General features: G+C 69.9%; 16 protein-coding genes. 3 read left to right on the forward strand and 13 right to left on the reverse strand.

The annotated features are described in order from the left end of the window. Positions 1 to 181: 181 nt before the first annotated feature. Genes VFZ09_RS18505 through VFZ09_RS18545 form a run of 9 tightly spaced genes read right to left on the reverse strand, consistent with a single transcriptional unit; the run spans position 182 to position 9,627 of the window. Entirely contained in the window at positions 182 to 1,153 is a 972-nt protein-coding gene (locus VFZ09_RS18505; RefSeq protein WP_329728921.1) for an alpha-L-glutamate ligase, read from the reverse strand. 20 nt (positions 1,154 to 1,173) lie between these two features. Next, positions 1,174 to 2,886: an assimilatory sulfite reductase (NADPH) hemoprotein subunit gene (cysI, locus tag VFZ09_RS18510; protein WP_329728922.1), complete on the reverse strand. Its 1,713-nt coding sequence runs from the start codon at positions 2,884 to 2,886 to the stop codon at positions 1,174 to 1,176. A gap of 12 nt (positions 2,887 to 2,898) precedes the next feature. Next, positions 2,899 to 4,725 carry an assimilatory sulfite reductase (NADPH) flavoprotein subunit gene (locus tag VFZ09_RS18515; protein ID WP_329728923.1) on the reverse strand — a complete coding sequence of 609 codons (1,827 nt, stop codon included), beginning with the start codon at positions 4,723 to 4,725 and terminating at the stop codon, positions 2,899 to 2,901. After that, a complete protein-coding gene (locus VFZ09_RS18520) occupies positions 4,722 to 6,380 on the reverse strand; it encodes a GTP-binding protein (protein WP_329728924.1) in 1,659 nt (552 codons plus the stop codon). Before VFZ09_RS18520 ends, VFZ09_RS18515 begins: the two co-directional genes overlap by 4 nt. After that, complete coding sequence (gene cysD, locus VFZ09_RS18525) at positions 6,380 to 7,297, reverse strand: sulfate adenylyltransferase subunit CysD (RefSeq protein WP_329728925.1); 918 nt, start codon at positions 7,295 to 7,297, stop codon at positions 6,380 to 6,382. Before cysD ends, VFZ09_RS18520 begins: the two co-directional genes overlap by 1 nt. Continuing rightward, positions 7,290 to 8,090: a uroporphyrinogen-III C-methyltransferase gene (cobA, locus tag VFZ09_RS18530; RefSeq protein WP_329728926.1), complete on the reverse strand. Its 801-nt coding sequence runs from the start codon at positions 8,088 to 8,090 to the stop codon at positions 7,290 to 7,292. Before cobA ends, cysD begins: the two co-directional genes overlap by 8 nt. Next, complete coding sequence (locus VFZ09_RS18535; protein WP_329728927.1) at positions 8,087 to 8,728, reverse strand: bifunctional precorrin-2 dehydrogenase/sirohydrochlorin ferrochelatase; 642 nt, start codon at positions 8,726 to 8,728, stop codon at positions 8,087 to 8,089. Before VFZ09_RS18535 ends, cobA begins: the two co-directional genes overlap by 4 nt. Continuing rightward, positions 8,725 to 8,868 carry a hypothetical protein gene (locus VFZ09_RS18540; protein ID WP_329728928.1) on the reverse strand — a complete coding sequence of 48 codons (144 nt, stop codon included), beginning with the start codon at positions 8,866 to 8,868 and terminating at the stop codon, positions 8,725 to 8,727. The genes VFZ09_RS18535 and VFZ09_RS18540 overlap by 4 nt, the downstream gene beginning before the upstream one ends. Before the next feature lie 21 nt (positions 8,869 to 8,889). Beyond that, complete coding sequence (locus VFZ09_RS18545; RefSeq protein WP_329728929.1) at positions 8,890 to 9,627, reverse strand: phosphoadenylyl-sulfate reductase; 738 nt, start codon at positions 9,625 to 9,627, stop codon at positions 8,890 to 8,892. 277 nt (positions 9,628 to 9,904) lie between these two features. On the opposite strand from VFZ09_RS18545, the gene VFZ09_RS18550 reads away from it, so the two are divergent. Further along, positions 9,905 to 10,711 (forward strand): MOSC domain-containing protein, encoded by an 807-nt coding sequence (locus tag VFZ09_RS18550; RefSeq protein WP_329728930.1) that lies wholly within the window; start codon positions 9,905 to 9,907, stop codon positions 10,709 to 10,711. On the opposite strand, the gene VFZ09_RS18555 is transcribed toward VFZ09_RS18550, so the two are convergent. Further along, positions 10,653 to 14,774 carry a protein kinase domain-containing protein gene (locus VFZ09_RS18555; RefSeq protein WP_329728931.1) on the reverse strand — a complete coding sequence of 1,374 codons (4,122 nt, stop codon included), beginning with the start codon at positions 14,772 to 14,774 and terminating at the stop codon, positions 10,653 to 10,655. The two genes, VFZ09_RS18550 and VFZ09_RS18555, sit on opposite strands and share 59 nt — an antisense overlap. A 487-nt stretch (positions 14,775 to 15,261) precedes the next feature. Between VFZ09_RS18555 and VFZ09_RS18560 the strand changes: the two genes are divergently transcribed. Next, positions 15,262 to 15,405 carry a YhjD/YihY/BrkB family envelope integrity protein gene (locus VFZ09_RS18560; protein ID WP_329728932.1) on the forward strand — a complete coding sequence of 48 codons (144 nt, stop codon included), beginning with the start codon at positions 15,262 to 15,264 and terminating at the stop codon, positions 15,403 to 15,405. Positions 15,406 to 15,421: 16 nt separating this feature from the next. On the opposite strand, the gene VFZ09_RS18565 is transcribed toward VFZ09_RS18560, so the two are convergent. The 3 genes from VFZ09_RS18565 to VFZ09_RS18575 form a co-directional block, all read right to left on the reverse strand. Next, the gene (locus tag VFZ09_RS18565) at positions 15,422 to 16,999 is read right to left on the reverse strand and encodes a cyclic nucleotide-binding domain-containing protein (protein ID WP_329728933.1); all 1,578 of its coding nucleotides are present in this window, start codon (positions 16,997 to 16,999) and stop codon (positions 15,422 to 15,424) included. A gap of 24 nt (positions 17,000 to 17,023) precedes the next feature. Then, complete coding sequence (locus VFZ09_RS18570; protein ID WP_329728934.1) at positions 17,024 to 17,158, reverse strand: hypothetical protein; 135 nt, start codon at positions 17,156 to 17,158, stop codon at positions 17,024 to 17,026. Positions 17,159 to 17,292: 134 nt separating this feature from the next. Further along, the gene (locus VFZ09_RS18575) at positions 17,293 to 17,970 is read right to left on the reverse strand and encodes a hypothetical protein (protein ID WP_329728935.1); all 678 of its coding nucleotides are present in this window, start codon (positions 17,968 to 17,970) and stop codon (positions 17,293 to 17,295) included. A gap of 141 nt (positions 17,971 to 18,111) precedes the next feature. Here VFZ09_RS18575 and VFZ09_RS18580 point away from each other — a divergent pair, with 141 nt between their 5' ends. Further along, positions 18,112 to 19,575 (forward strand): PQQ-dependent sugar dehydrogenase, encoded by a 1,464-nt coding sequence (locus VFZ09_RS18580; RefSeq protein WP_329728936.1) that lies wholly within the window; start codon positions 18,112 to 18,114, stop codon positions 19,573 to 19,575. The last annotated feature ends 212 nt before the right edge of the window (positions 19,576 to 19,787 follow it).

The raw sequence follows: 19,787 nt of genomic DNA on the forward strand, positions 1-19,787 counted from the left end.
AGACGTGCGGAACCGCAAGAGTGCATCGGGCTCGAGCGCGCCTCTGTTTGGGAAGAGGTGGGGGTGGAGGAACGCCTTCTCGACACCTTCATGGGACGGCCCAACGCCACGGCGGAGCGGCACAAAGTCCGCCTGAAGTAGCGCCACTCGGCCTGGGCGCATGGGCAGCAGACCCTCCCGCTCACGGCGCACGCGCATGCCGGCGATCTTCGCGGAGCTCAGCCTCCTCCCCGCGCCGCCGGGCAGCGATGACCTCCAGGAGGTAGTCCGCCAACTGCTCGTGCGGATCCCACCCCAGCACCTTCATCGGATTGGCCACGAAGTTGGACAGACCGTTGATGTCATAGAAGCGGCGCGTACCGTCGCGGTCGTCGATCATGAACTCGATGCCGCACAGCTCCATGTTCGCCGCGCGCGAGAGGGTCTCCACCGCCTGGATCGTCTCGGCGTCGATCTGCGTCTGCTCGATGGTGATCTTCGGCTTGCCCACCAGGCACGCATCGGCGGGACACAGGTCGAAGGAGCCGCCGTCCGTGGTCAGGGAGATGGCGTAGAGGAAGCGCCCGGCCAGCGTCTCCGCGCGCACGATGCGGCCGCCGCGCGTGGGGATGTACTCCTGCACGAGCAGAACGCTGTCGATGCTGGTGGGCGTGGTGCCGTCCGCAACGGCCTGGGCGAGTTGCTCCATGCTGTCGTAGCGCACGACACCGGCGCCCGAGCCCCCGATGTTGACCTTGACCACGATGGGGAAGCGCAGGCCCTGGGCGGCTCGGGGCAGGTCCGCCCGGCGATGCACCACGCGCGTGGCCGGGGTCGCATAGCCCAGCGAATCGATGAGCGAGAGCTGGCGGGCCTTGGACGTGTCCACCGCGAGCGCCGGATTGCCGTTGATGATGCGGGCGCCGCACTGCTCCCAGTGTGAATAGAGCGACTGGGCGTAGAAGATACCGTGCTCGTCCTGGCGCAGGAACGAGCTCATCGCCACGCGGCTGAAGATGACCGGCGCGGGCGGCGTGCGGTCACCCAGATCGAAGAAGTGCTCGTCGAGGCGCAACGGCACGTAGGAAATGCCACGCCGGTCGAGCGTGGCGAACAGGGGTTTGAACCACTCGGGGTGCTCGTAGAAGACAGCGATCTGGGGCTGCGTGCTCATGGGACTGGATGCTACGCGAATCAGCCCGCGGTGGCGGAGACCGGACGCGCGGCGGCCTGAGGCGCGGCGACCACGCCCGTGCGCACGGTGAAGTCACCAAATCCTTCCCCCGGCTGCCGGTCGCGCGCGAACGCGGCGAACAGGGGCTCGAGCGCGGACAGGAGGCCGGCCTCGTCCAGGTTCTCGCGGTACAGACGGTTGAGCCGCTGCCCCCGCTGATCTCCCCCGAGGAAGAGGTTGTAACGGCCGGGCCCCTTCCCCACCAGGGCGATCTCCGCCAGGTACGGCCGGGCGCAGCCATTGGGGCAGCCAGTGATGCGCAGCAGGATGTTCTCCTTCTCCAGCCCGTGCGCCGCCAGCCGCTCCTCCAGCAGCCCCGCCACGCGAGGCATGTAACGCTCGGCCTCGGCCATGGCCAGGGCGCACGTCGGCAGCGCCACGCAGGCCAGCGCGTTGCGCCTCAGCGGGCTCGCGCTCCGGAAGCTCGTGATGCCGTATTCCTCGACCCGCTTCTCGATGGTCCGCCGCTCCTCCGGCGGGATACCCGCGATGATCAGGTTCTGGTTGGGCGTGAGCCGGAAGTCTCCCTTGTGCACCCGGGCGATCTCCCGCAGGCCCGTCAGGAACCGCTGGCCCTCCGTGTCCGCCACCCGGCCGCTGTCGATGTGCAGCGTCAGGTTCCACCGGCCGTCATGGCCCTGGATCCACCCGAAGCGGTCCCCGTTGTGCTCGAACGCGAACGGCCGCGCGGGCTCCAGCGGGTAGCCCAGCCGCTTCTGCAGCTCGGCGACGAACCAGGCGATGCCACGGTCCTCGATGGTGTACTTCAGGCGCGCGTGCTTGCGGTTGGTGCGGTCGCCGTAGTCGCGCTGCACCATCACCACGTTCTCCGCCACGTGCAGCATCTGCTCCGGGCGGATGAAGCCGATGACGTCCGCGAGCCGCGGGAACGTCGCCGCCTCACCGTGCGTGGCACCCATGCCGCCGCCCACCAGCACGTTGAAGCCCACCAGCTCCCCGCCCTCGATGATGGCGATGAAGCCCAGGTCCTGCGAGAAGACGTCCACGTCGTTCAGCGGCGGCACCGTGATGCCCGCCTTGAACTTCCGGGGCAGGTAGGTGGGCCCGTACATGGGCTCCTCCTCGCCGCCGGCCACCTTCTCCTTGTCCAGCCAGATCTCGTAGTACGCCCGCGTCTTCGGCAGCAGGTGCTCGGAGAGGCGGACGGCCCACTGGTGCACCACCTCGTGCGCGCGCGAGTCCACCGGGTTGGGGTTGCACATCACGTTGCGGTTCACGTCTCCGCACGCGGCGATGCTGTCCAGCAGCACCGCCTCCATCCCCTTCATGGTGCTCTTCATGTCCCCCTTGAGCACCCCATGCAGCTGGAAGGCCTGACGCGTAGTGATGCGCAGCGTGCCGTTGGCGTACGTGCGCGCCAGCTCGTCCAGGGCGAGCCACTGCTTCGGGGTGCACACCCCGCCCGGCAGGCGGGTGCGGATCATGAAGCTGTAGGCCGGCTCCAGCTTCTGCTGCCGGCGCTCCTCGCGGATGTCCCGGTCGTCCTGCTGGTAGCTGCCGTGGAACTTGATGAGCTGGGTGTCGGCCGGAGCGATGGCGCCGGTGAGCGGGTCCGCGAGGCTCTCGGCCAGCGTGCCTCGCAGGTTCCGGCTGCGCGCCTTGATGTGCTCCACCTCGGAGAGGGCCGGAGTCGTCGGATTCTTGCTGCTCATGGTGTCTCTCGCTCAGTAGACGTCGCGCAGGTAGCGCTGCTGCTCGCGCAGCGAATCAAGCCAGGCCTTCGCGTCCTCACGGCTCTTGCTCCCGTGGGTCGCGATGATGTCGACGAGGGCTTCCTCCACGTCCGGCGCCATGCGCTTCGCATCGCCGCAGACGTAGAAGGACGCACCGCCCTCCAACCACGCGTAGACGTCGCTCCCCTTCTCGCGCAGGCGGTTCTGGACGTAGACCTTCTGGCCCTGGTCCCGCGAGAACGCCAGGTCGATCCGGTGCAGCGCGCCCTGCTTCACCGCCTCCTGCCACTCCACCTGGTAGAGGAACTGGCTGCGGAAGTGCTGCTCGCCGAAGAAGAGCCAGTTGCGGCCGCTCGCGCCCGTCTCGGCGCGCTCCTGCACGAAGGCGCGGAACGGCGCCACGCCCGTGCCGGGGCCCACCATGATGATGTCGCGGCTCGGATCCTTCGGGAGCCGGAAGCGCTCGTTGGTCTCGATGAAGACGTCCACCGTGTCCTGGCCCGCCTCGCGCGTCGCCAGGTAGTTCGAGGCGGCGCCCACGTGGCGCGTCCCGAAGGCCTCGTACTCCACCAGGCCCAGCGTCAGGTGGACCTCCTCCCCTACCCGCTTCTGACTGGAGGCGATCGAGTAGAGCCGCGGCGTCAGGCGGCGCAGCGCGCCCACCAGCTCCTCGGCGCTCCACTTGCCGGGATACTGGCGGAGCAGATCGATCACCTGATGGCTGTTGAACAGCGCGCGCAGGGTCTCACCGCCCTCCGGCGTGAGCAGGCGCCGCAGCTCCGCGTGGCTGGAGCGCTCGGCGTGGCTCGCCAGGAACGGACGGCTCAGACGGGTGATCTCCAGCTCCTCCGAGAGCCAGCGCTTCAGCGGCAGGCCGCGCCCCTCGCGCTTCACCTCGGTGGCGCCATCGAGCCGCAGCTCGGAGAGCACCGCCTCGACCAGCTCCGGCGGATTCCGGGGAATCACACCGAGCGCATCGCCCGGCTCGTACGTCAGGCCCGAGCCCTCCAGCGAGAGCTCAAGGTGACGGACGTCCTTGAGGGCCCCGCGCCCGGTGATGCGCTGGTTGCACAGCACCTGGGACGGATAGGGATTCTCCTTGCTGAAGGTGGGCGGCACCTGCACGGTGCGCAGCGGCGTGACGGTCGCCAGCGAGGCCTCGGGCGCCAGCTCCTTCTTCGCGTGCTCCAGGGCCTGGCCCAGCCAGGGCTCGGCCACGGGCTCGAAGTCCACGTCGCACTCGGCCCGCGCGAACAGCCGCGTGCCCCCGAGCTCCGCGAAGCGCTCGTCCAGGACGCGGCCGATCTCGCAGAACTTCGGATAGCTCGAATCGCCCAGCCCCAGCACCGCGAACCGCAGCTGCCCGAGCGCCGGAGCGCGCTTGCTCCGGATGAAGTCGAAGAAGCCGCGCGCGTCATCCGGCGGATCTCCATCGCCCTGGGTGCTGATGACCACGTACAGGAGCCGCTCGTTCTTCAGCTCGCGCACGGGGTAGTCGCTGGCGCGGAAGCTGCGCACGGAGAGCCCGGCGGCCTCGGCCCGCTGCTTCAGGCGATCGGCCAGCTGCCGGCTGTTGCCCGTCTGGGTGCCGTAGACGATGGTGAGCGTCCCCTGGGGCGCGGCCTGCACCGCCGCCGCGGGCGGGGCCACCGGGAGCGCGCCCGGGAGCTGCCGGGCCGCGAGCCCGGCGAAGTAGCCGCTCAGCCACGTGAGCGACGGCGCATCGAGCCCCTCGACGAGGCGCTGCAACTGCGCGCTCTTCTCCGCGCCGAGCGGTGTGGCCAGCGCGGGGATGGAGGCATTCACGGAAGAGGTCACGACCGGTTCTCCTGGGCGTCCAGGATCTGCTTCACCTGGCGCTCCAGCTCGTGGGTGGGATCCAGCTCCAGCCAGGGGACACCGGCGCCGCGGAGCTGATCCCGCAGCCCCTGCCGCGCCTGCGGAACGGGGGTGTAGAGGATGGCGAGCAGCCCGGCCTCGGCCAGCGCGAGCGCGTTCTCCGCGTCGCCCCGGACGGTGACCACGTGCCGGCCCTGGTCGAACAGGGCCCGCTCCAGCCGGGGCGCCAGCGTCTGCACCTCGGGAGTGCCCGCCAGGAGGATGACCGCGCCCGACTGGCCCAGGCGCGCGAGCCGCTCCCCGGCGGAGATGAGCGAGCGCGCTTCCTGATCGCCCGCCTCTCCCGCCGCGCCGAGGATCATGCCCGCCGCGACCGTGTCGTTGGTGAGCGGATCCACGACGATGAAGGCGCCCGTCTTCCGGTTCTCCGTGTACGGGTCGCAGACGAGCGGCCGCTTGCAGACGAGCCGGACCTTGCCGATGTCATTGAGCGCCAGGGACTCGGCGGGCACCTCGGAGAGGGCCTCCAGATCCTTGCGCCAGAGCACCTGCTCGACGTGGGCCGGCACGTACTTGGACGTGTGCTTCACGAGGTAGCGGCGCGAGGTGTCCAGGCGCTCCTCGCCGAACCACACCAGCATGGCCTCCAGGTACTGGAGCGCCACCGGTGCCTTCCCGGCATGGGCGATGAGGTCTCCGCGGCTGACATCCACCTCGTCCGCCAGACGCAGCGTCACCGAGGCCGGCGCGCTGGCCTCCCCGAGGCTCCCATCGAAGGTGTCGATGGCGGCGATGTGCGTGCGCCGCTTCGAGGGGAAGACGACGACCTCGTCCCCCACGCGCACCGTGCCGGAGGCGATCTGCCCGGCGAACCCGCGGTAGTCCAGGTTGGGCCGCAGCACGTACTGCACGGGGAAGCGGAAGGGCGCTCCGTCCAGCCGACGCTGGTGCGGCAGCGACTCCAGCCACCCGAGCAGCGTCTCGCCGTCATGCCAGGGCGTGCGGGCGCTCGGCTGGGTGATGTTGTCACCACCGCGCGCGCTGATGGGGAAGTAGCGCACCTGCTCGAAGCCGAGCGTGGAGGCGAACGCGTCGAACTCCTTCGACAGCCGCTCGTAGACGGCCGGGTCGAAGTCCATCAGGTCCATCTTGTTGATGGACACCGCCAGGTACGGAATGCCCAGCAGCGAGGCGATGTACGCATGGCGCCGCGTCTGCGGGAGGATGCCCAGGCGCGCGTCCACCAGGATGACGGCCGCGTCGGCCGTGGAGGCCCCGGTGGCCATGTTGCGCGTGTACTGGATGTGTCCCGGCGTGTCGGCGACGATCACCTTGCGCCGCCGCGTGGAGAAGTAGCGGTACGCCACGTCGATGGTGATGCCCTGCTCGCGCTCGGCGCGCAGTCCATCCGTGAAGAGCGAGAAGTCGATCTCCCCGCCCGCGCTGGCGCGCTTCACCGCCGCCACCTGATCCTCGAACAGGCCGTTGCACTCGTACAGGAGCCGGCCGATCAGCGTGGACTTGCCGTCGTCCACCGAGCCCACCACCACCAGGCGCAGCAGCTCCTTCTCGTAGTGCTCGGCGAGGAAGCGCTGGAGGTCACCCTTGTCGTTCAGCTGCAGTGCGGCGGTCATTAGAAGTACCCCTCGCGCTTCTTGAGCTCCATCGAGCCTTCTTCGTCGTGGTCGATGAGGCGGCCCTGCCGCTCGGACACGCGGGCCTCCATCATCTCGGTGATGATCTCCTCGACGTTGGACGCCGAGGACTCGATCGCACCGCTCAGCGGGTAACAGCCCAGCGTGCGGAAGCGCACGCGTTTCATCGTGGCCTTCTCGCCCGGATGCAGCCGCATCCGCTCGTCATCCACCATGATCCACTGGCCCTTGCGGTCCACCACCGGGCGCTCGGCGGCGAAGTACAGCGGCACCACGGGGATGCGCTCCTTGAGGATGTAGTGCCACACATCCAGCTCGGTCCAATTGGAGAGCGGGAAGACGCGCATGCTCTCGCCCGCGTCGATGCGGCCGTTGTAGAGGTTCCACAGCTCGGGCCGCTGCTTGCGCGGCTCCCACTGGCCGTGACGGTCGCGGAACGAGTAGACGCGCTCCTTCGCGCGGGACTTCTCCTCGTCGCGCCGGGCGCCACCGAAGGCCGCGTCGAAGCCGTGCAGCGCGAGCGCCTCCAGCAGCGTCTGCGTCTTCATGGCGTGCGTGTACTTCTGGCTGCCATGATCGAAGGGGTTCATGCCCTCGGCGAGCGCCTTCTTGTTCTGGTGCACCAGGAGCTTCAGCCCGAGCTTCGCCGTGAAGCTGTCGCGGAACTGGTACATCTCCCGGAACTTCCACGTGGTGTCCACGTGCAGCAGCGGGAACGGCAGCGGCGCCGGGTGGAACGCCTTGCGCGCCAGGTGCAGCAGCACCTGCGAGTCCTTGCCAATGCTGTAGAGCATCACCGGGTTGGCGAACTCGGCCGCCGTCTCCCGGATGATGTGGATGCTCTCCGCCTCGAGCACCGCCAGATGCGAGAGCCGCGCGGACGGGATTTCACTCATGACCAGCCTCCACCTTCAGGAACTGCTCGCGCTCGGATGCCACGGACCGCGACTCGACCAGCGAGCGAAGCTGGGAGCGCAGGGAAACGACTTCGCCCACCACCAACATGGCGGGAGAGCCCACGGATGCCTCACGGGCCCTGGCGGCGATGGACGAGAGCGGAGCTTCGATCACCCGCTGGTGCTCCCAGGTGCCCGCCTCGACGATGGCCGTGGGGGTATTCGGAGAACGGCCCGCGGCGATGAGCCCCAGGGCCGCCTCCTCCAGGCGGCTGCCCGTCATGAACAGCACGAGCGTCTCCGACCCGGCCAGGTGCGCCCAGTCCGGCGACTTCCCGGCCCGGTACGCGGTGGCGAACGTCACCGAGCCCGACACGCCCCGGTGGGTGATGGGAATCCCCGCCGCCGCCGGAGCCGCCACGCCGCTGGAGACTCCCGGCACCACCTCGTAGGCGATGCCCGCCTCCTCCAGCGCGAGGGCCTCCTCCCCGCCCCGGCCGAAGACGAACGGGTCGCCCCCCTTCAGCCGCACCACCGAGCGGCCGAGCCGCGCCTGGGCGATGAGCAGCGCGTTGATCTCCTCCTGCCGCACCGACTCGCCCCCACCCTCCTTGCCGACGAACAGCAGCCGCGCCCGAGGCCGGGCGTGCTTCAACACGCCGGGGTGGATCAGCCGGTCGTAGACCACCGCGTCCGCGCCCGCGAGCAGCTGGGCCGCTCGCAGCGTCAGCAGACCGGGATCTCCGGGCCCCGCGCCCACCAGGTAGACCTTGCCGTTGACCTGCTTGCTCATGGCTTCTCTCCAAAAGTCTCCAGCGCGGCGCGCACCCGAACCCAGGCGGCCTTGCGCTCACCGCGCGTCAGCAGCTCCCCCGCCTCGCCCTCCACCAGCTGCTTCAGCAACTTCATCCGCCCGGCGCCCGCGGGCAGCCGCTTGCGGAGCCATCCCGTCAGCCGGGCCAGTTGCACGTGCCCGGGCGTCACCTGCGCCACGAACTGCTTGCGCAGCCGCCGGGCCAGCGCCGGGGCCTGCCCGGAGGTGGAGACCGCCACCACGATGGGGCCGCGCCGGCCCACCGAGGGCAGCGTGAAGTCGCACAGCTCCGGGATGTCCGCCGCGTTCACCCAGATGCCCAGGGCCCGCGCCTCGTCCGCCACCGCCTCGCTCACCCGCCGATCATCCGTGGCCACGAACACGACGTGGTGCCCGCGCACGTCTCCGGCCGCGTAGGCACGCTCGGCCAGCTCCAACCGGCCCGCTTCCGCGAGGCGGCGGATGACCGGACCCACGGAGGGCGCCACCACGCGCAGCACCGCGCCCGCGTCCACGAGCTGCTGGCTCCGCTCCTCGGCGATGGTGCCGGCTCCCACCAGGAGCACCCGCTTGCCGTTCAACCGGAGGCAGACGGGGAAGTCCACGTGCGTGCTCACGACGCCACCTGACTCTTGCGCAGCAGGAGGAACCGCTGCCAGGCGGAGCCCACGAGGAAGCCGCCAATGGCCGCCGGCACCGCGTGGCCCACCGCGCGATCCACGAACAGGGCGAGCTCCGCTGGAGTGAAGGAAGGCATGGGCTCTCCTCGGGCCTGGGATCAGCGGCGGACGTGCAGCCCGCACTCACGGTTCTCGGGGGACTCCCACCACCAGCGGCCGGCGCGCTCGTCCTCGTAGGGCTTCACCGCGCGCGTGCACGGCGCGCACCCGATGGACGGGTAGCCCCGGTCGTGCAGCGCGTTGTAGGGCACGCCGTTCGCCTTGACGTACGCCCACACGTCCTTGCTGCTCCACCGCACCAGCGGATTCACCTTGATGAGGCCATGGCCGGCATCCGCCGCCACCGCCTGGACCTCCGTGCGGGTGACGGACTGCTCGCGGCGCAGCCCCGTCACCCACGCCTCCCGGCCCGCCAGCGCGCGCCGCAGCGGCTCCACCTTGCGGATGCCGCAGCACTCCTTGCGCGCCTCGATGCTCTGCTTGAACGAGAAGTACCCCTTGGCCGACTCCAGCGCCTCCACCCGCTCCCGCTCCGGGAAGTACGTCTCGATCTCCACGCCGTAGCGGCGGCGCACCACGTCCATCACCTCGTACGTCTCTGGCGGCAGCCGGCCCGTATCCAGCGTGAACAGGCGCACGCTCGGAGCGTGCGTGCGGGCCAGGTCGATGAGGACCATGTCCTCCACACCGAAGCTGGAGGCGATGGCCGCGCGCGCGCCGAACCGCTGCTCCACCCAGGCGAGCACCACCTCGGCGGGCGCCTCGAGGAACTGCTCCGTCGTGGCGCGCAGCTCTTCCTGGGACAGGGCGAGGGACAGGGCTGATGACTGGGACATGGCGATTCCCTGCAACGAAAACAGCCCGTCACCTCTCACGAGGGCGGGCCACACCAACGAGGGGGTGGAGAGGCAATTCGCCCGGCACCGCCCTGGGGCCCAGGGGGTGGAGCTTCATTGTGTGGACACTAGTAACGCCGATGACTTCCATCCGTCAAGGTGGACAGTGTGCCAATATGACGGATGCCACCCGGGCCCGCCTCCCTGGATGCTTTTCGAGCCAGGAGTCCGGCAGCCGCGGATGCAGTCCGGGTCCGGATGGGGCAGAACGGGCCTCGTGCCGACCCTGACCTCCATCAACATCCATCCCCTCAAGTCGTGCGCGGGGCTGCCGTTGACCCGCGCCACCGTGGAGCCGCTCGGGCTCCAGCATGATCGCCGGTGGATGGCGGTCCGCCCGGATGGCTCCTTCATGACCGGACGCGAGCTGCCCGCCCTGGTGCGCGTGCGCGCCGTGCCCGGGCCCTCGGGGCTGCACCTGTCCGCCCCGGGCATGCCGGAGCTCGAGGTGCCCCTGCCGCCCGCCGGAGCGCCCCGCCTCGACGTCACCGTCTGGGATGACACCTGCTCGGCCGCCCGCGCCCATGAGGACGCGGACCGGTGGCTCTCCGAGTACCTCCGTGAGCCCACGCGGCTCGTGTACGTGGACGAGCGGATGCAGCGCCCGGTGGATCCGAAGTACGCCGCCCCGGAGGATCGCGTCGGCTTCGCCGATGGCTTCCCGCTGCTGCTCATCTCCGAGGCGTCGCTGGCGGACCTCAACCAGCGCCTGGCTCAGCCCGTGCCGATGAGCCGCTTCCGTCCCAACCTCGTGGTGAGCGGCTGCGCCCCCTTCGCCGAGGACGGCTGGAAGCGGCTGCGCATCGGCACCGTGGAGCTGGCCGGGGTCAAGCCGTGCGCCCGCTGCGTCTTCACCACGGTGGATCCGGAGACGGCGCGCGCCGATCCCCAGCAGGAGCCCCTGCGCACGCTCTCCACCTACCGGCGCCTGGGTCCCAAGAGCGGCGTGATGTTCGGCCAGAACGTCATCGTGCGGCGCCCGGGGGAGATTCGCGTGGGGGACGCGGTGGAGCTCCTGGAGTAGACCGGAGCGAGCCGAGCAGGGCCCGGGCCGCCTGGAGCTCCGGTACCTCGAGGTCCGGCTCGAACCGGCCGCACAGGCGCTCCAGCCCACGCCGTGCCCTGTCCGGGTGTCCCGTGTCACGGAGCTGGCGAGCCAGGGCCACGCGTGCACGCAGCTCGAAGAGCCAGGCCCGCTGCCGGTGGGCGATGACCACGGCTCGGAGCAGGCTGCGCCTGGCGTCCTCCTCCTTCCCGGCCGCCCGGAGCAGTTCTCCCTGAAGCCGGTTCATCTCGGACTTGAACAGGCGCGCCCTCGTCTCCCCCTCGAGCCCCAACGCCTCTCTCACCTGGGCCAGCCCTTCCTCCACCTGCCCCAGCAGCAGGGACACATCCGAGAGAAGATAGAGGTAGTAGGGCATCAGGACCCTGGCGCCCAGTTTCCGCATCATCCCAATGCCAGCCCGCAGCGCTTCGAGCCCTTCCCGTGTCCGCCCGAGCCTGCACAATGCCCACCCCTGAAGCCCCTTGGCGAAGGCCAGGAGAGGAGGGAAGACGCCCCGGGTGGCAACCGCCGCGCAGGCCTCCGCCCACTCCAGGGTGCCCGGTACCTCGCCACGGAACTGACAGGCCGCGGACAGATAGACCAGCGCCGTCCCCCGGGATGCATGGGCCTGCCCACGGACCACCTCGATCAGCTTGTGACTGAAACGCTGGGACTCTCGAGGCCGGACCTGTAACAGGTGGACGAGACAGTGGATCACCAGATCCGCCACCCACTCGTCCACCCAGCTGTCCTCGAGGAGGGCCTGTCCCATCTCGAGCCGGGGACCCAACCGCACCGCCTGTTCACTGTACTCCCGCGCCCTGTCGAGCCCTCCTTCGTAGAAACAGAGGCTCGCCAGCAGCCGGTAGCCCTGAGACACCAGCCTCGGGTTGCGCCGCTGCTGGCCCAGCACGAGGAGCTGTCCGGCCAGCTCGTGCGCCTTCTCGAACCTCGCGCCCATGACGAGGTAGGAACCCAACCCCATACAGAGCAGATCGAGCTCCGGAAGTGCCTCTCCCCTCAGGCGGAGCAGTTCCTGCGCGCGGCCATAGGTCTGCTCCACCTCGGGTGAGCCGTAGCCCTGGGTGTTGAGCAAGATGAGACCGAGACCACTCAGCAAGCGCATCTCGTCCACGGCCCGCTGCGCGCCATCCGGGAGGCTGCGCACCAAGGTCAGCGCCTGTTTGAAGTGGGAGCTGGCCTCCAGGCTGGCGGAGCGGGCGAGGGCGAGCTTTCCGGCGAGCTCCCACTGGTGGATGGCCAGCACTTTCTCCGCTGCTTCCGTGTAGTGGTAGGCGAGCACCTCGGGCCGTGTCTCCACCACGTCCTGGAAGCCCTCCAGCAGGGCCTGGGCAACGCGCCGGTGATGCTCCCGCCGCAAGCCACGCGGGAGTGACTGATAGGCGGCCTCCTGGATGAGGGCGTGGCGGAACTGGTACTCCTCCACGCCGGGCTCATTCCCCAGGTGTTGCAGCAGCCCCGCCGAGACGAGCCCCAGGAGGTCCGCCCGTACCGTGGCCTCGTCCCGGGCCAGGAGCCGCACGAGCAGGGGCTGGAGGAAGTCACGTCCGACCACGGCGCACAGCTGTGCCAGCGTCTTCTGCCGGGGCGGCAGCGTATCCAGCCGGGCCAGCAACAGCTCATGCAAGGTGACGGGGATGGAGGACAGGCTGCCCGCGAAGGATTGCTCGAGCACCATGCGTGTCATCTCCTCCACGAAGAGCGGGATGCCGTCCGTCTTCGCCACGAGCCGCTGGACCGTCTCCTCGGGCAGGCTCGCGCCATGAGCGGCCTCCCGCACCAGGGCCGTCGCGGACGCCGCCGACAGCCGGTCGAGCACGAGCAGGTGGAAACCCGGGGATGGCGGCCAGGCCGGCTGGAACCCGGGGCGGGCAGTGAAGAGGAGGAGGAGCCTGGCCGTCGCGATGTCCTGGATGAGAAGGCCGAGCAGCTCCAGCGAGGAGGGATCGGCCCAGTGCAGATCCTCGATGACGAGCAGCACCGGCCGCTCCTCCGCCACCCGCACGAGCAGGAGCCGCAGGGCCTCGAACACCTTCCGCTTGCGCTCCTTCTGGTGCTCCAGCGCGGCCAGCAGGGCGGAAGGCTCCGTGGCATCGGGTGAGGCGAGCAGCGCGACGAGCTGCCGTCCGTGCTCCAGAGACACCCCCAGTTCTTCCAGCCGCGCCTCCACCGCGCGCGCACCGGGTGGCGAGCGCCCCTCCGGTCCGAGCAGGAAGAAGCGCCGCAGCAGCTCGAGGATCGGATGGAAGGCGCTGTTGCGGAACGGCTCCCAGCACTGGCAGAGCGGAAGGTGGCTCGACTCCGGAGACACCCGCTCGCGCAGCTCCTGGATGAGGCGGGACTTGCCAATACCGGCCTCGCCGCTGAGCAGGACACAGGCCCCCTGCCCCCGCCGCGCCCGCTCCCAGAGGCCCATCAACCGCTCCAGCTCGTGCTCCCGCCCCACCAGCGGGGTGAGCGCCCCGGCCACGAGCGTCCGCTCGAAGCGGGAGACCGCTCTTCTCTCCCGCCCCACGCGGTATGCCTCGGAGGAGGGGGAGCCGGAGGGTTCGGTCTCGAAGGCGCCCCTCACGAGCTTCCACGTGGTCGCGCTGAGCTCCACCCCCCCGGGCCCTGCCCTCCGCGCCAATGCGGCCGCCACCCGCGGAGCTTCACCCTGGATGGTGGGCATCCGTCCCAACCCCTCCGAGGGGAGCGCATCGAACACCACCGCATCCGTGTGGATGCCCACCTCCACCGCGAGCCCGGGGTGAGACAGCCACGGACCTTCGCAGGGGAGCTCCCGTGTCAGGTGGAGCCCCGCGCGCACCGCCCGTTGCGAGTCATCCTCCCGGGCCGTGGGGTAGCCGAAGCAGGCCAGCACCTCGTCACCCACGGACAGGGCGATGGCGCCGTCGTACCGCTGGAAGACGTCCGCACACCACCGCTGGAAGGCCGCCTGCAGCTCGCTGGCATCCTCGGGATCGAGCCGCTCCCGGGTGTCGGAGGAAACCACGAGCCCGCAGGACACCAGGGTGATCCGCCGGCGCTGGGGGACCTGAAGCACCGGGGTCTCGCGCCAGGGCCCGAGCGCTTCCTCCAACCGGAGCAGCCGCTCCCGCAGCTCGGACGCGCTGCCCAGACGCCGCTCGGGCGCCTTGGCCAGCAGAGCGGCCACGAGCCGCTCCACCTCCTCGGGCACCTGCGGAACGCGCTCGCGCACGGAGGGGACCGGCTCGGAAGACAGGATGTTCTCGCGCAGCTCCTGGAACGAGGCGAACGGATAGGGCAGCTCGCCGGTGAGCAGCTCGTACAGCATGATGCCCGCCGCCCAGAGATCGGTCCGCGCGTCCTGCTTCTCTCCCCGCCACTGTTCCGGTGCCATGTACGCGGGCGTTCCGGCCGTGGGCAGATGGGGAACGAGCGGGGCGTTGCCGGACATGAGGTGCGCCAGCCCGAAGTCGAGCAGCTTCACGCTGCCCTCGCGAGTGACGAGCACGTTGCTCGGCTTGAGGTCGCGGTGGACGATGCCGTGCGCATGGGCATGCGCCAGACCCGCGGCCACGCCGCCCAGCAACTCCAGCGCCCGCCGCAGCCCCGGCTTCTCACGCCGCAGCAGTGAGGCCAGGGACTCGCCCTCGAGGAGCTCCATCACCAGGAAGGGAACCCAGGGCTCCCAGGGCGCACCACTCCACTCGGAGACATCGAAGAGACGGACGATGTTCTCGTGATCGAGCCGGGCGATGGCCCGGGCCTCCTCCCACAGCTGCGAGTCCGGCGGTTGCCCGGCCCGCGTGCTCCGGGCCAGCAGGAACTTGAGGGCCACCTCGCGCCGCAGCTCGCAATCCCGGGCGCGGAAGACCTGTCCCATCGCGCCCCCACCCAGCTCCCCGAGAATCTCGAACCGGTGCCCTTCCCTGCCCCCCATCCGCGTGCCGGGCCGAGGAACCCGGAGCGGCGCCTCTACCCGGGCCACCTCGCTCAGGAAGGGGTCCTCGAAGTCCTCGGGCTCCGAGGGAACGCGGCCCTCTGAAGGAGGCACGCTCCCTTGCTCCCCCTCCTGGCTGTTTCCCTGGTGCATCACGCGCTCCCCGGGGGCCCTCGCCAGAGCCCTCCTCATGGGTAACCCTGGCGCGAGGGCCTGGAATCAGTGACCTCGGGGCAATGGAGTGCTCGCTCCCCCGAGAGGGCTGAAAGAATTACGCCCAATCACCAAGCCGGAGCTGTCACCGGGTGCCCGTTTCCCTCGGATTCGAGGCCAGCAAGCAGGGCCGGAGCGCTGGCACGGCGCGTGCCGTGCTCATGCGCCATGACCGTTGCGCTGCGTGCTCGAAGCACCTTCCAGCTCTTCAAGAAGGCCTTCTCGGAGTGGAACGAGGACAAGGCCCCGACGTTCGCCGCCTCGCTCTCCTACTACACGATGTTCTCGATCGCCCCGGTGCTCGTCATCGCCGTGAGCGTGGCCGGCATGGTCTTCGGCGAGGAGGCGGCGCGGGGTCGGCATCGGCCTGTACCTGGGCCGGAGCACCGTGTCCTCGAGCTATGGCGCCGCGGGCTCGCTGGCGGTGGTGCTCATCTGGGTCTACTACTCCGCGCAGATCCTCTTCCTGGGCGCGGAGTTCACCCAGGTCTATGCCCGGAACCACGGCAGCCGGGCGCGGCAGCCGGCGTGAAAGGCGCAGACGCTGCTCAAGGAGTCCGTGCTCCAGGCGGCCCCGCGGCAGCAGCAGGGCCGGCGATGACCTTCCCGGGGAGCGGCTCCCCTCCCCCCGCCTCGCGCCGCGGCTCCGGCGCCGTGTCGCGTGGCAGCAGGATGAGCCGCGTGGACTCCTGGGCCCGGACGTGCAGGGGCCGCTCCAGCTCCAGCAGCATCGAGCCGCGCGCCGTCACCCACAGGCCCTCGTGCTCGATCTCCAGCACGCCCGACAGCACGAACACGTGGGTGCCCGCCTCCAGGGCGAGCGTCTCCCGTGCCGCCAGGTCGCGGTGCTCGCCCCGCCGCACCCAGGAGAGCCGGCCCTTGCGCCCCAGGTGACCGTAGCGATCCATCCCACGCACCAGGTCATCGAAGCGCCGCTCGGCGAACTTCCGCCACACGCCCTGCCGGAGGCTCGCGTTGGCCTCCATCATCGGCAGCAGCGCCGAGCGCGGAATGCGCACCAGCATCGACGAGGTGGCCGTGCGGATGGACGCCGAGCGCCGCTCTCCCGCGAGCATGGCGATCTCCCCGAACAGCGAGCCGCTGCCGAGCTCGTCCACCACCTTCTCGCGCTCCCCGCCCTCGGCCAGCACGTAGACCGCGCCGCTGGCGAGCAGGTACATCTCATCGCTGGCGTCTCCCCGGTGGAAGACGTACCTGCCGCCCGGAATCGTGACGATCTCCGAGCGCCGGGCCAGCTCGCGCAGCGTGGCCTCGTCGAAGTGCGAGAAGAGCGACGCCCGGCGCAGCTGGCGGAGCACCTCGGGGCGGAGCAGGCGGGCGCCCACGGCCGTCTTCTGCATCAGCGCCGCCAGGGCCTGCAGGGGCTGGCGCAGCCGGCGCTGGAGCATGGCACGGAGCATGTGGCCCAGATTGGCCACGGTGATGGGCACCACCGTCACCAGGCCGTGGCCCTCGGCGTAACCCGGGTTCGCCTCGACGAAGAAGCGCGCCGCGGGCTTGTCGCAGTGCAGCCAGTACTCGCGCTCCATCTCCGTCTCGCGCGTGCGCCAGCCCACGTGCCGCACCAGGGGATGGGCCGGGTCCACCCTCTCCAGGCCGAACTCCGTGGCCAGCTCGTCCATGAAGGCCAGCAGCTCCGCAGGCACCTCCGTCTGGCGCCGGGGCCACATCTCGCCGAAGTGGTTCGCGAACAGCAGGTAGCTGGACGGGTGCACCAGCGAGCCCAGGAAGAACACCCGCCGGCCCGGGTTCTTCAGCACGTAGCGCAGCGCCGTCTTCAGCCAGAAATACGTGCTCGCGTTGACGCCACGGTAGGCCCGCAGCGAGCCCGCCTCCGAACGGAACACGGACGTGGGCACGCCCCTGAACCGCTTGTCGAAGATGTGCAGGGCGAAGTACCCGACGATCTCCCCCTCCTCGTTCCTGTGGATGTTGATCCACGTGTGCTCGGCCTTCGACTCGACCACGTACCTGGCGAAGGTGTCCCGCTCCACCCCATCGAAGATCTGCCGGTGCACCTCGTAGAGCGAGTCGATGAGCCTGGCGCGCGCCTCGGGGGCCAGGGACTGGGGGACGACGGCCTCGCTGCGGGCGATCCGGGACATGGATGCATCCTGTATCCCAATTTTCTACTTCACACCGGCCGCGCGGCGGATGAGCGCTCCCTTCACCCGGTGGAGCCGCTTGCTGGTGGTGATGGTCAGCGAGGTGAGATCCGTGGGGGCGTGGGTGAGACACTCGTACCCGTCCCGCGTCACCCGCACGGTCTGTCCTCACTCGAGACCAGGAAGGCCTCGAGCCCGGTCATGTCCGGCCTCTGTTCGAAAAAAGGAACGCCCGGCAAGCCGCATGGGCCCCCGGGCGTCTTCACTTCAGCGGATGCTCCGGCGCGGTGCCACTACGCCTTCGGAGCCTCCTGCTGCGACTGCTGCTCCGGCTTCTTGGGGGAGACCAGCGAGTCGATCTTCCGCGTCAGCCGATCCAGCTCGCGGTTGATGGCCTCCACCTGCGACTGGCTCGCCACGCCGCCCACCACCTTCACCATCCGGTCCTGCAGCCCGGTGAGGCGCTGGCGGACCTCGCCGCCCACCCACGTCGCCTTCTTCTCCAGCTCCTTCACGGCCGGCTTCTCGCGCAGCTCGTTCACGTGCAGCCGCTGCAGCACCTCGCGGCTGGAGTCGCGGCCGCGCGACACCAGCGTCTGCAGCGCCTTCTGCGCCTCCGTCTCGAGCTGGCCGAACTGCTTCTGCGCCTGCTCCAGCCGGCCCTTCACGAAGGACGACACCTGGCCCGCGGCCTCCGTCACCACCGTCTCCACCTTCGCCGCCTCGGCCTTCACCGCCTCGGCCACCTTCTCCACCACCGGCGTCTCGGCCTTCACCGCCTCGGCCTTCACCGCCTCGGCCACCACCGTCTCCGCCGTCACCGTCTCGGCCTGCTGCTCGGCCACGGGCGCGGCCTCCTGGGCCACGGGCGCGGCCTCCTGGGCCACCGCCTCGGTGCTCACCTGCTCCGTCGTCTGGGCCACGGACTCCTTGGCGGCCCCCTCGGTCTTCGCCGTCTTGTTCTTCGCCATGTGTGCTCGTCTCCTGGACTCCGACTGACGGGTCTACAGGTAACGCATCGCGTCAACGGCGTCAATAGGTTTTTGACGCGATGCGACATTTGTCCCGTACCCGAGGGAGGGGCGGGCGAGCGAGCGTACAGTGCGCGCGCCATGTTCAACGCTTTTCGCTCCATCCTCACCTGCGGCCTGCTGGGACTGTCCACTGTCGTACAGGCCCAGGCCCCCCAGTCCTCCCGGCGCGACGTCGCCGGCATCTATGCCTCGCTCTGCGCCAACTGCCACGGCCCCAAGATGGAGGGGGCGCTGGGGCCGAGCCTGGCCGACGACATCTGGAAGTCCGGCGCCGACGACGAGGGCATCGCACGGACCATCCGCGAGGGGCAGATTGCTTCGGGGATGCCCGCGTTCTCGGGCGCGCTGTCGTCCCGGGACATCCGCGCGCTCGTCATCTACATCCGCGAGCAGGGCGCGCAGCGGCGGAACGCGGCCGTCTCCATCGCGAAGCCGGTGGCCGGCGCGCCCGTGAGCAGCGAGCTGCACGCGTTCAAGCTCGAGACGGTGGCCGAGGGGCTCGACACTCCATGGTCCGTGGCGTTCCTGCCCGACGGGCGCATGCTGGTGACGGAGAAGGAGGGGCGGCTGCGCGTGGTGGAGAAGGGCCGCCTCCTGCCCGAGCCCATCGCCGGCACGCCGGAGGTCTGGTCCAGGGGCCAGGGCGGGCTGCTGGATGTCGCCGTGCATCCCGACTACGCGAAGAATGGGTGGATCTACCTCTCCTACAGCGACCCGGGCGCGAATGGCTCCGCCATGACGGCGATCGTCCGCGGCAAGCTGCGCGAGGGCCGGTTCGTGGAGCAGCAGACGCTCTTCCGCGCCCCGCCCGGGCTGTACCGCACCGGGAACGTGCACTTCGGCTCGCGCTTCGTCTTCGACGGCAAGGGGTACCTGTTCTTCTCCATCGGCGAGCGGGGCCAGAAGGAGGACGCGCAGGACGTGACGCGGCCCAACGGCAAGGTGCACCGCATCCACGACGACGGGCGCATTCCGAAGGACAACCCATTCGCCGGCCGCGAGGGCGCCATCGCGAGCATCTGGAGTTACGGCAACCGCAACCCGCAGGGGCTGGCGCGGCACCCGGTGACGGGGGAGCTCTGGGAGACGGAGCACGGCCCCCGGGGCGGGGACGAGCTGAACCGGATCGAACCGGGCCGCAACTATGGCTGGCCGGTCATCACCCACGGCATGAACTACGACGGCACGCCGATGACGGATCGCACCGCGCAGGAGGGCATGCAGCAGCCGGTGTTGCACTGGACGCCGTCCATCGCCGTGTGCGCGGCGGACTTCTACACGGGCAGCCGCTTCCCCCAGTGGAAGAACGATCTGTTCGTGGGCGCGCTGGCGCAGCAGGAGGTGCGGCGGCTGAGGCTCGAGGGCGGCAAGGTGGTGCACCAGGAGGTGCTGTTCAAGGACGTGGGCCGCGTGCGCGACGTCGTGAGCGGACCCGATGGCTACCTCTATGTCGCCTTCAACGGGCCCGATCGCATCGCGCGGCTCGTCCCGGCGCCCGCGAGCGAGCCCTCCTCCGGCAAGACAAGAAACACAAGGCAGTAAGGCCATTTAATGCCTAACAATTTTTCAGCAGGACCATTCAACCCATCATATTCATGACAACTGGCCCAACGCATGCATGAGAGCAGGAACCAGGGGCTCTTGTGAGCGATTTCGAGCACAGAACAGACGTCGGCCCTCCCGGGGGCGCGGGTAGCAAGCAGGACGGTTGGAAAGGGTGCGACGAACGATTCGACGGATGAGCGGCAATGGCC

Source organism: Archangium sp. (assembly GCF_036277355.1).
Classification (GTDB): Bacteria; Myxococcota; Myxococcia; order Myxococcales; family Myxococcaceae; genus Archangium.

Excerpts from the sequence above, each read along its gene's own strand:
- VFZ09_RS18505 (WP_329728921.1), bottom strand. The coding sequence starts at position 1,153 with ATGAGCACGCAGCCCCAGATCGCTGTCTTCTACGAGCACCCCGAGTGG.
- cysI (WP_329728922.1), bottom strand. The coding sequence starts at position 2,886 with ATGAGCAGCAAGAATCCGACGACTCCGGCCCTCTCCGAGGTGGAGCAC.
- VFZ09_RS18520 (WP_329728924.1), bottom strand. The coding sequence starts at position 6,380 with ATGACCGCCGCACTGCAGCTGAACGACAAGGGTGACCTCCAGCGCTTC.
- cysD (WP_329728925.1), bottom strand. The coding sequence starts at position 7,297 with ATGAGTGAAATCCCGTCCGCGCGGCTCTCGCATCTGGCGGTGCTCGAG.
- cobA (WP_329728926.1), bottom strand. The coding sequence starts at position 8,090 with ATGAGCAAGCAGGTCAACGGCAAGGTCTACCTGGTGGGCGCGGGGCCC.
- VFZ09_RS18540 (WP_329728928.1), bottom strand. The coding sequence starts at position 8,868 with ATGCCTTCCTTCACTCCAGCGGAGCTCGCCCTGTTCGTGGATCGCGCG.
- VFZ09_RS18545 (WP_329728929.1), bottom strand. The coding sequence starts at position 9,627 with ATGTCCCAGTCATCAGCCCTGTCCCTCGCCCTGTCCCAGGAAGAGCTG.
- VFZ09_RS18565 (WP_329728933.1), bottom strand. The coding sequence starts at position 16,999 with ATGTCCCGGATCGCCCGCAGCGAGGCCGTCGTCCCCCAGTCCCTGGCC.
- VFZ09_RS18575 (WP_329728935.1), bottom strand. The coding sequence starts at position 17,970 with ATGGCGAAGAACAAGACGGCGAAGACCGAGGGGGCCGCCAAGGAGTCC.
- VFZ09_RS18580 (WP_329728936.1), top strand. The coding sequence starts at position 18,112 with ATGTTCAACGCTTTTCGCTCCATCCTCACCTGCGGCCTGCTGGGACTG.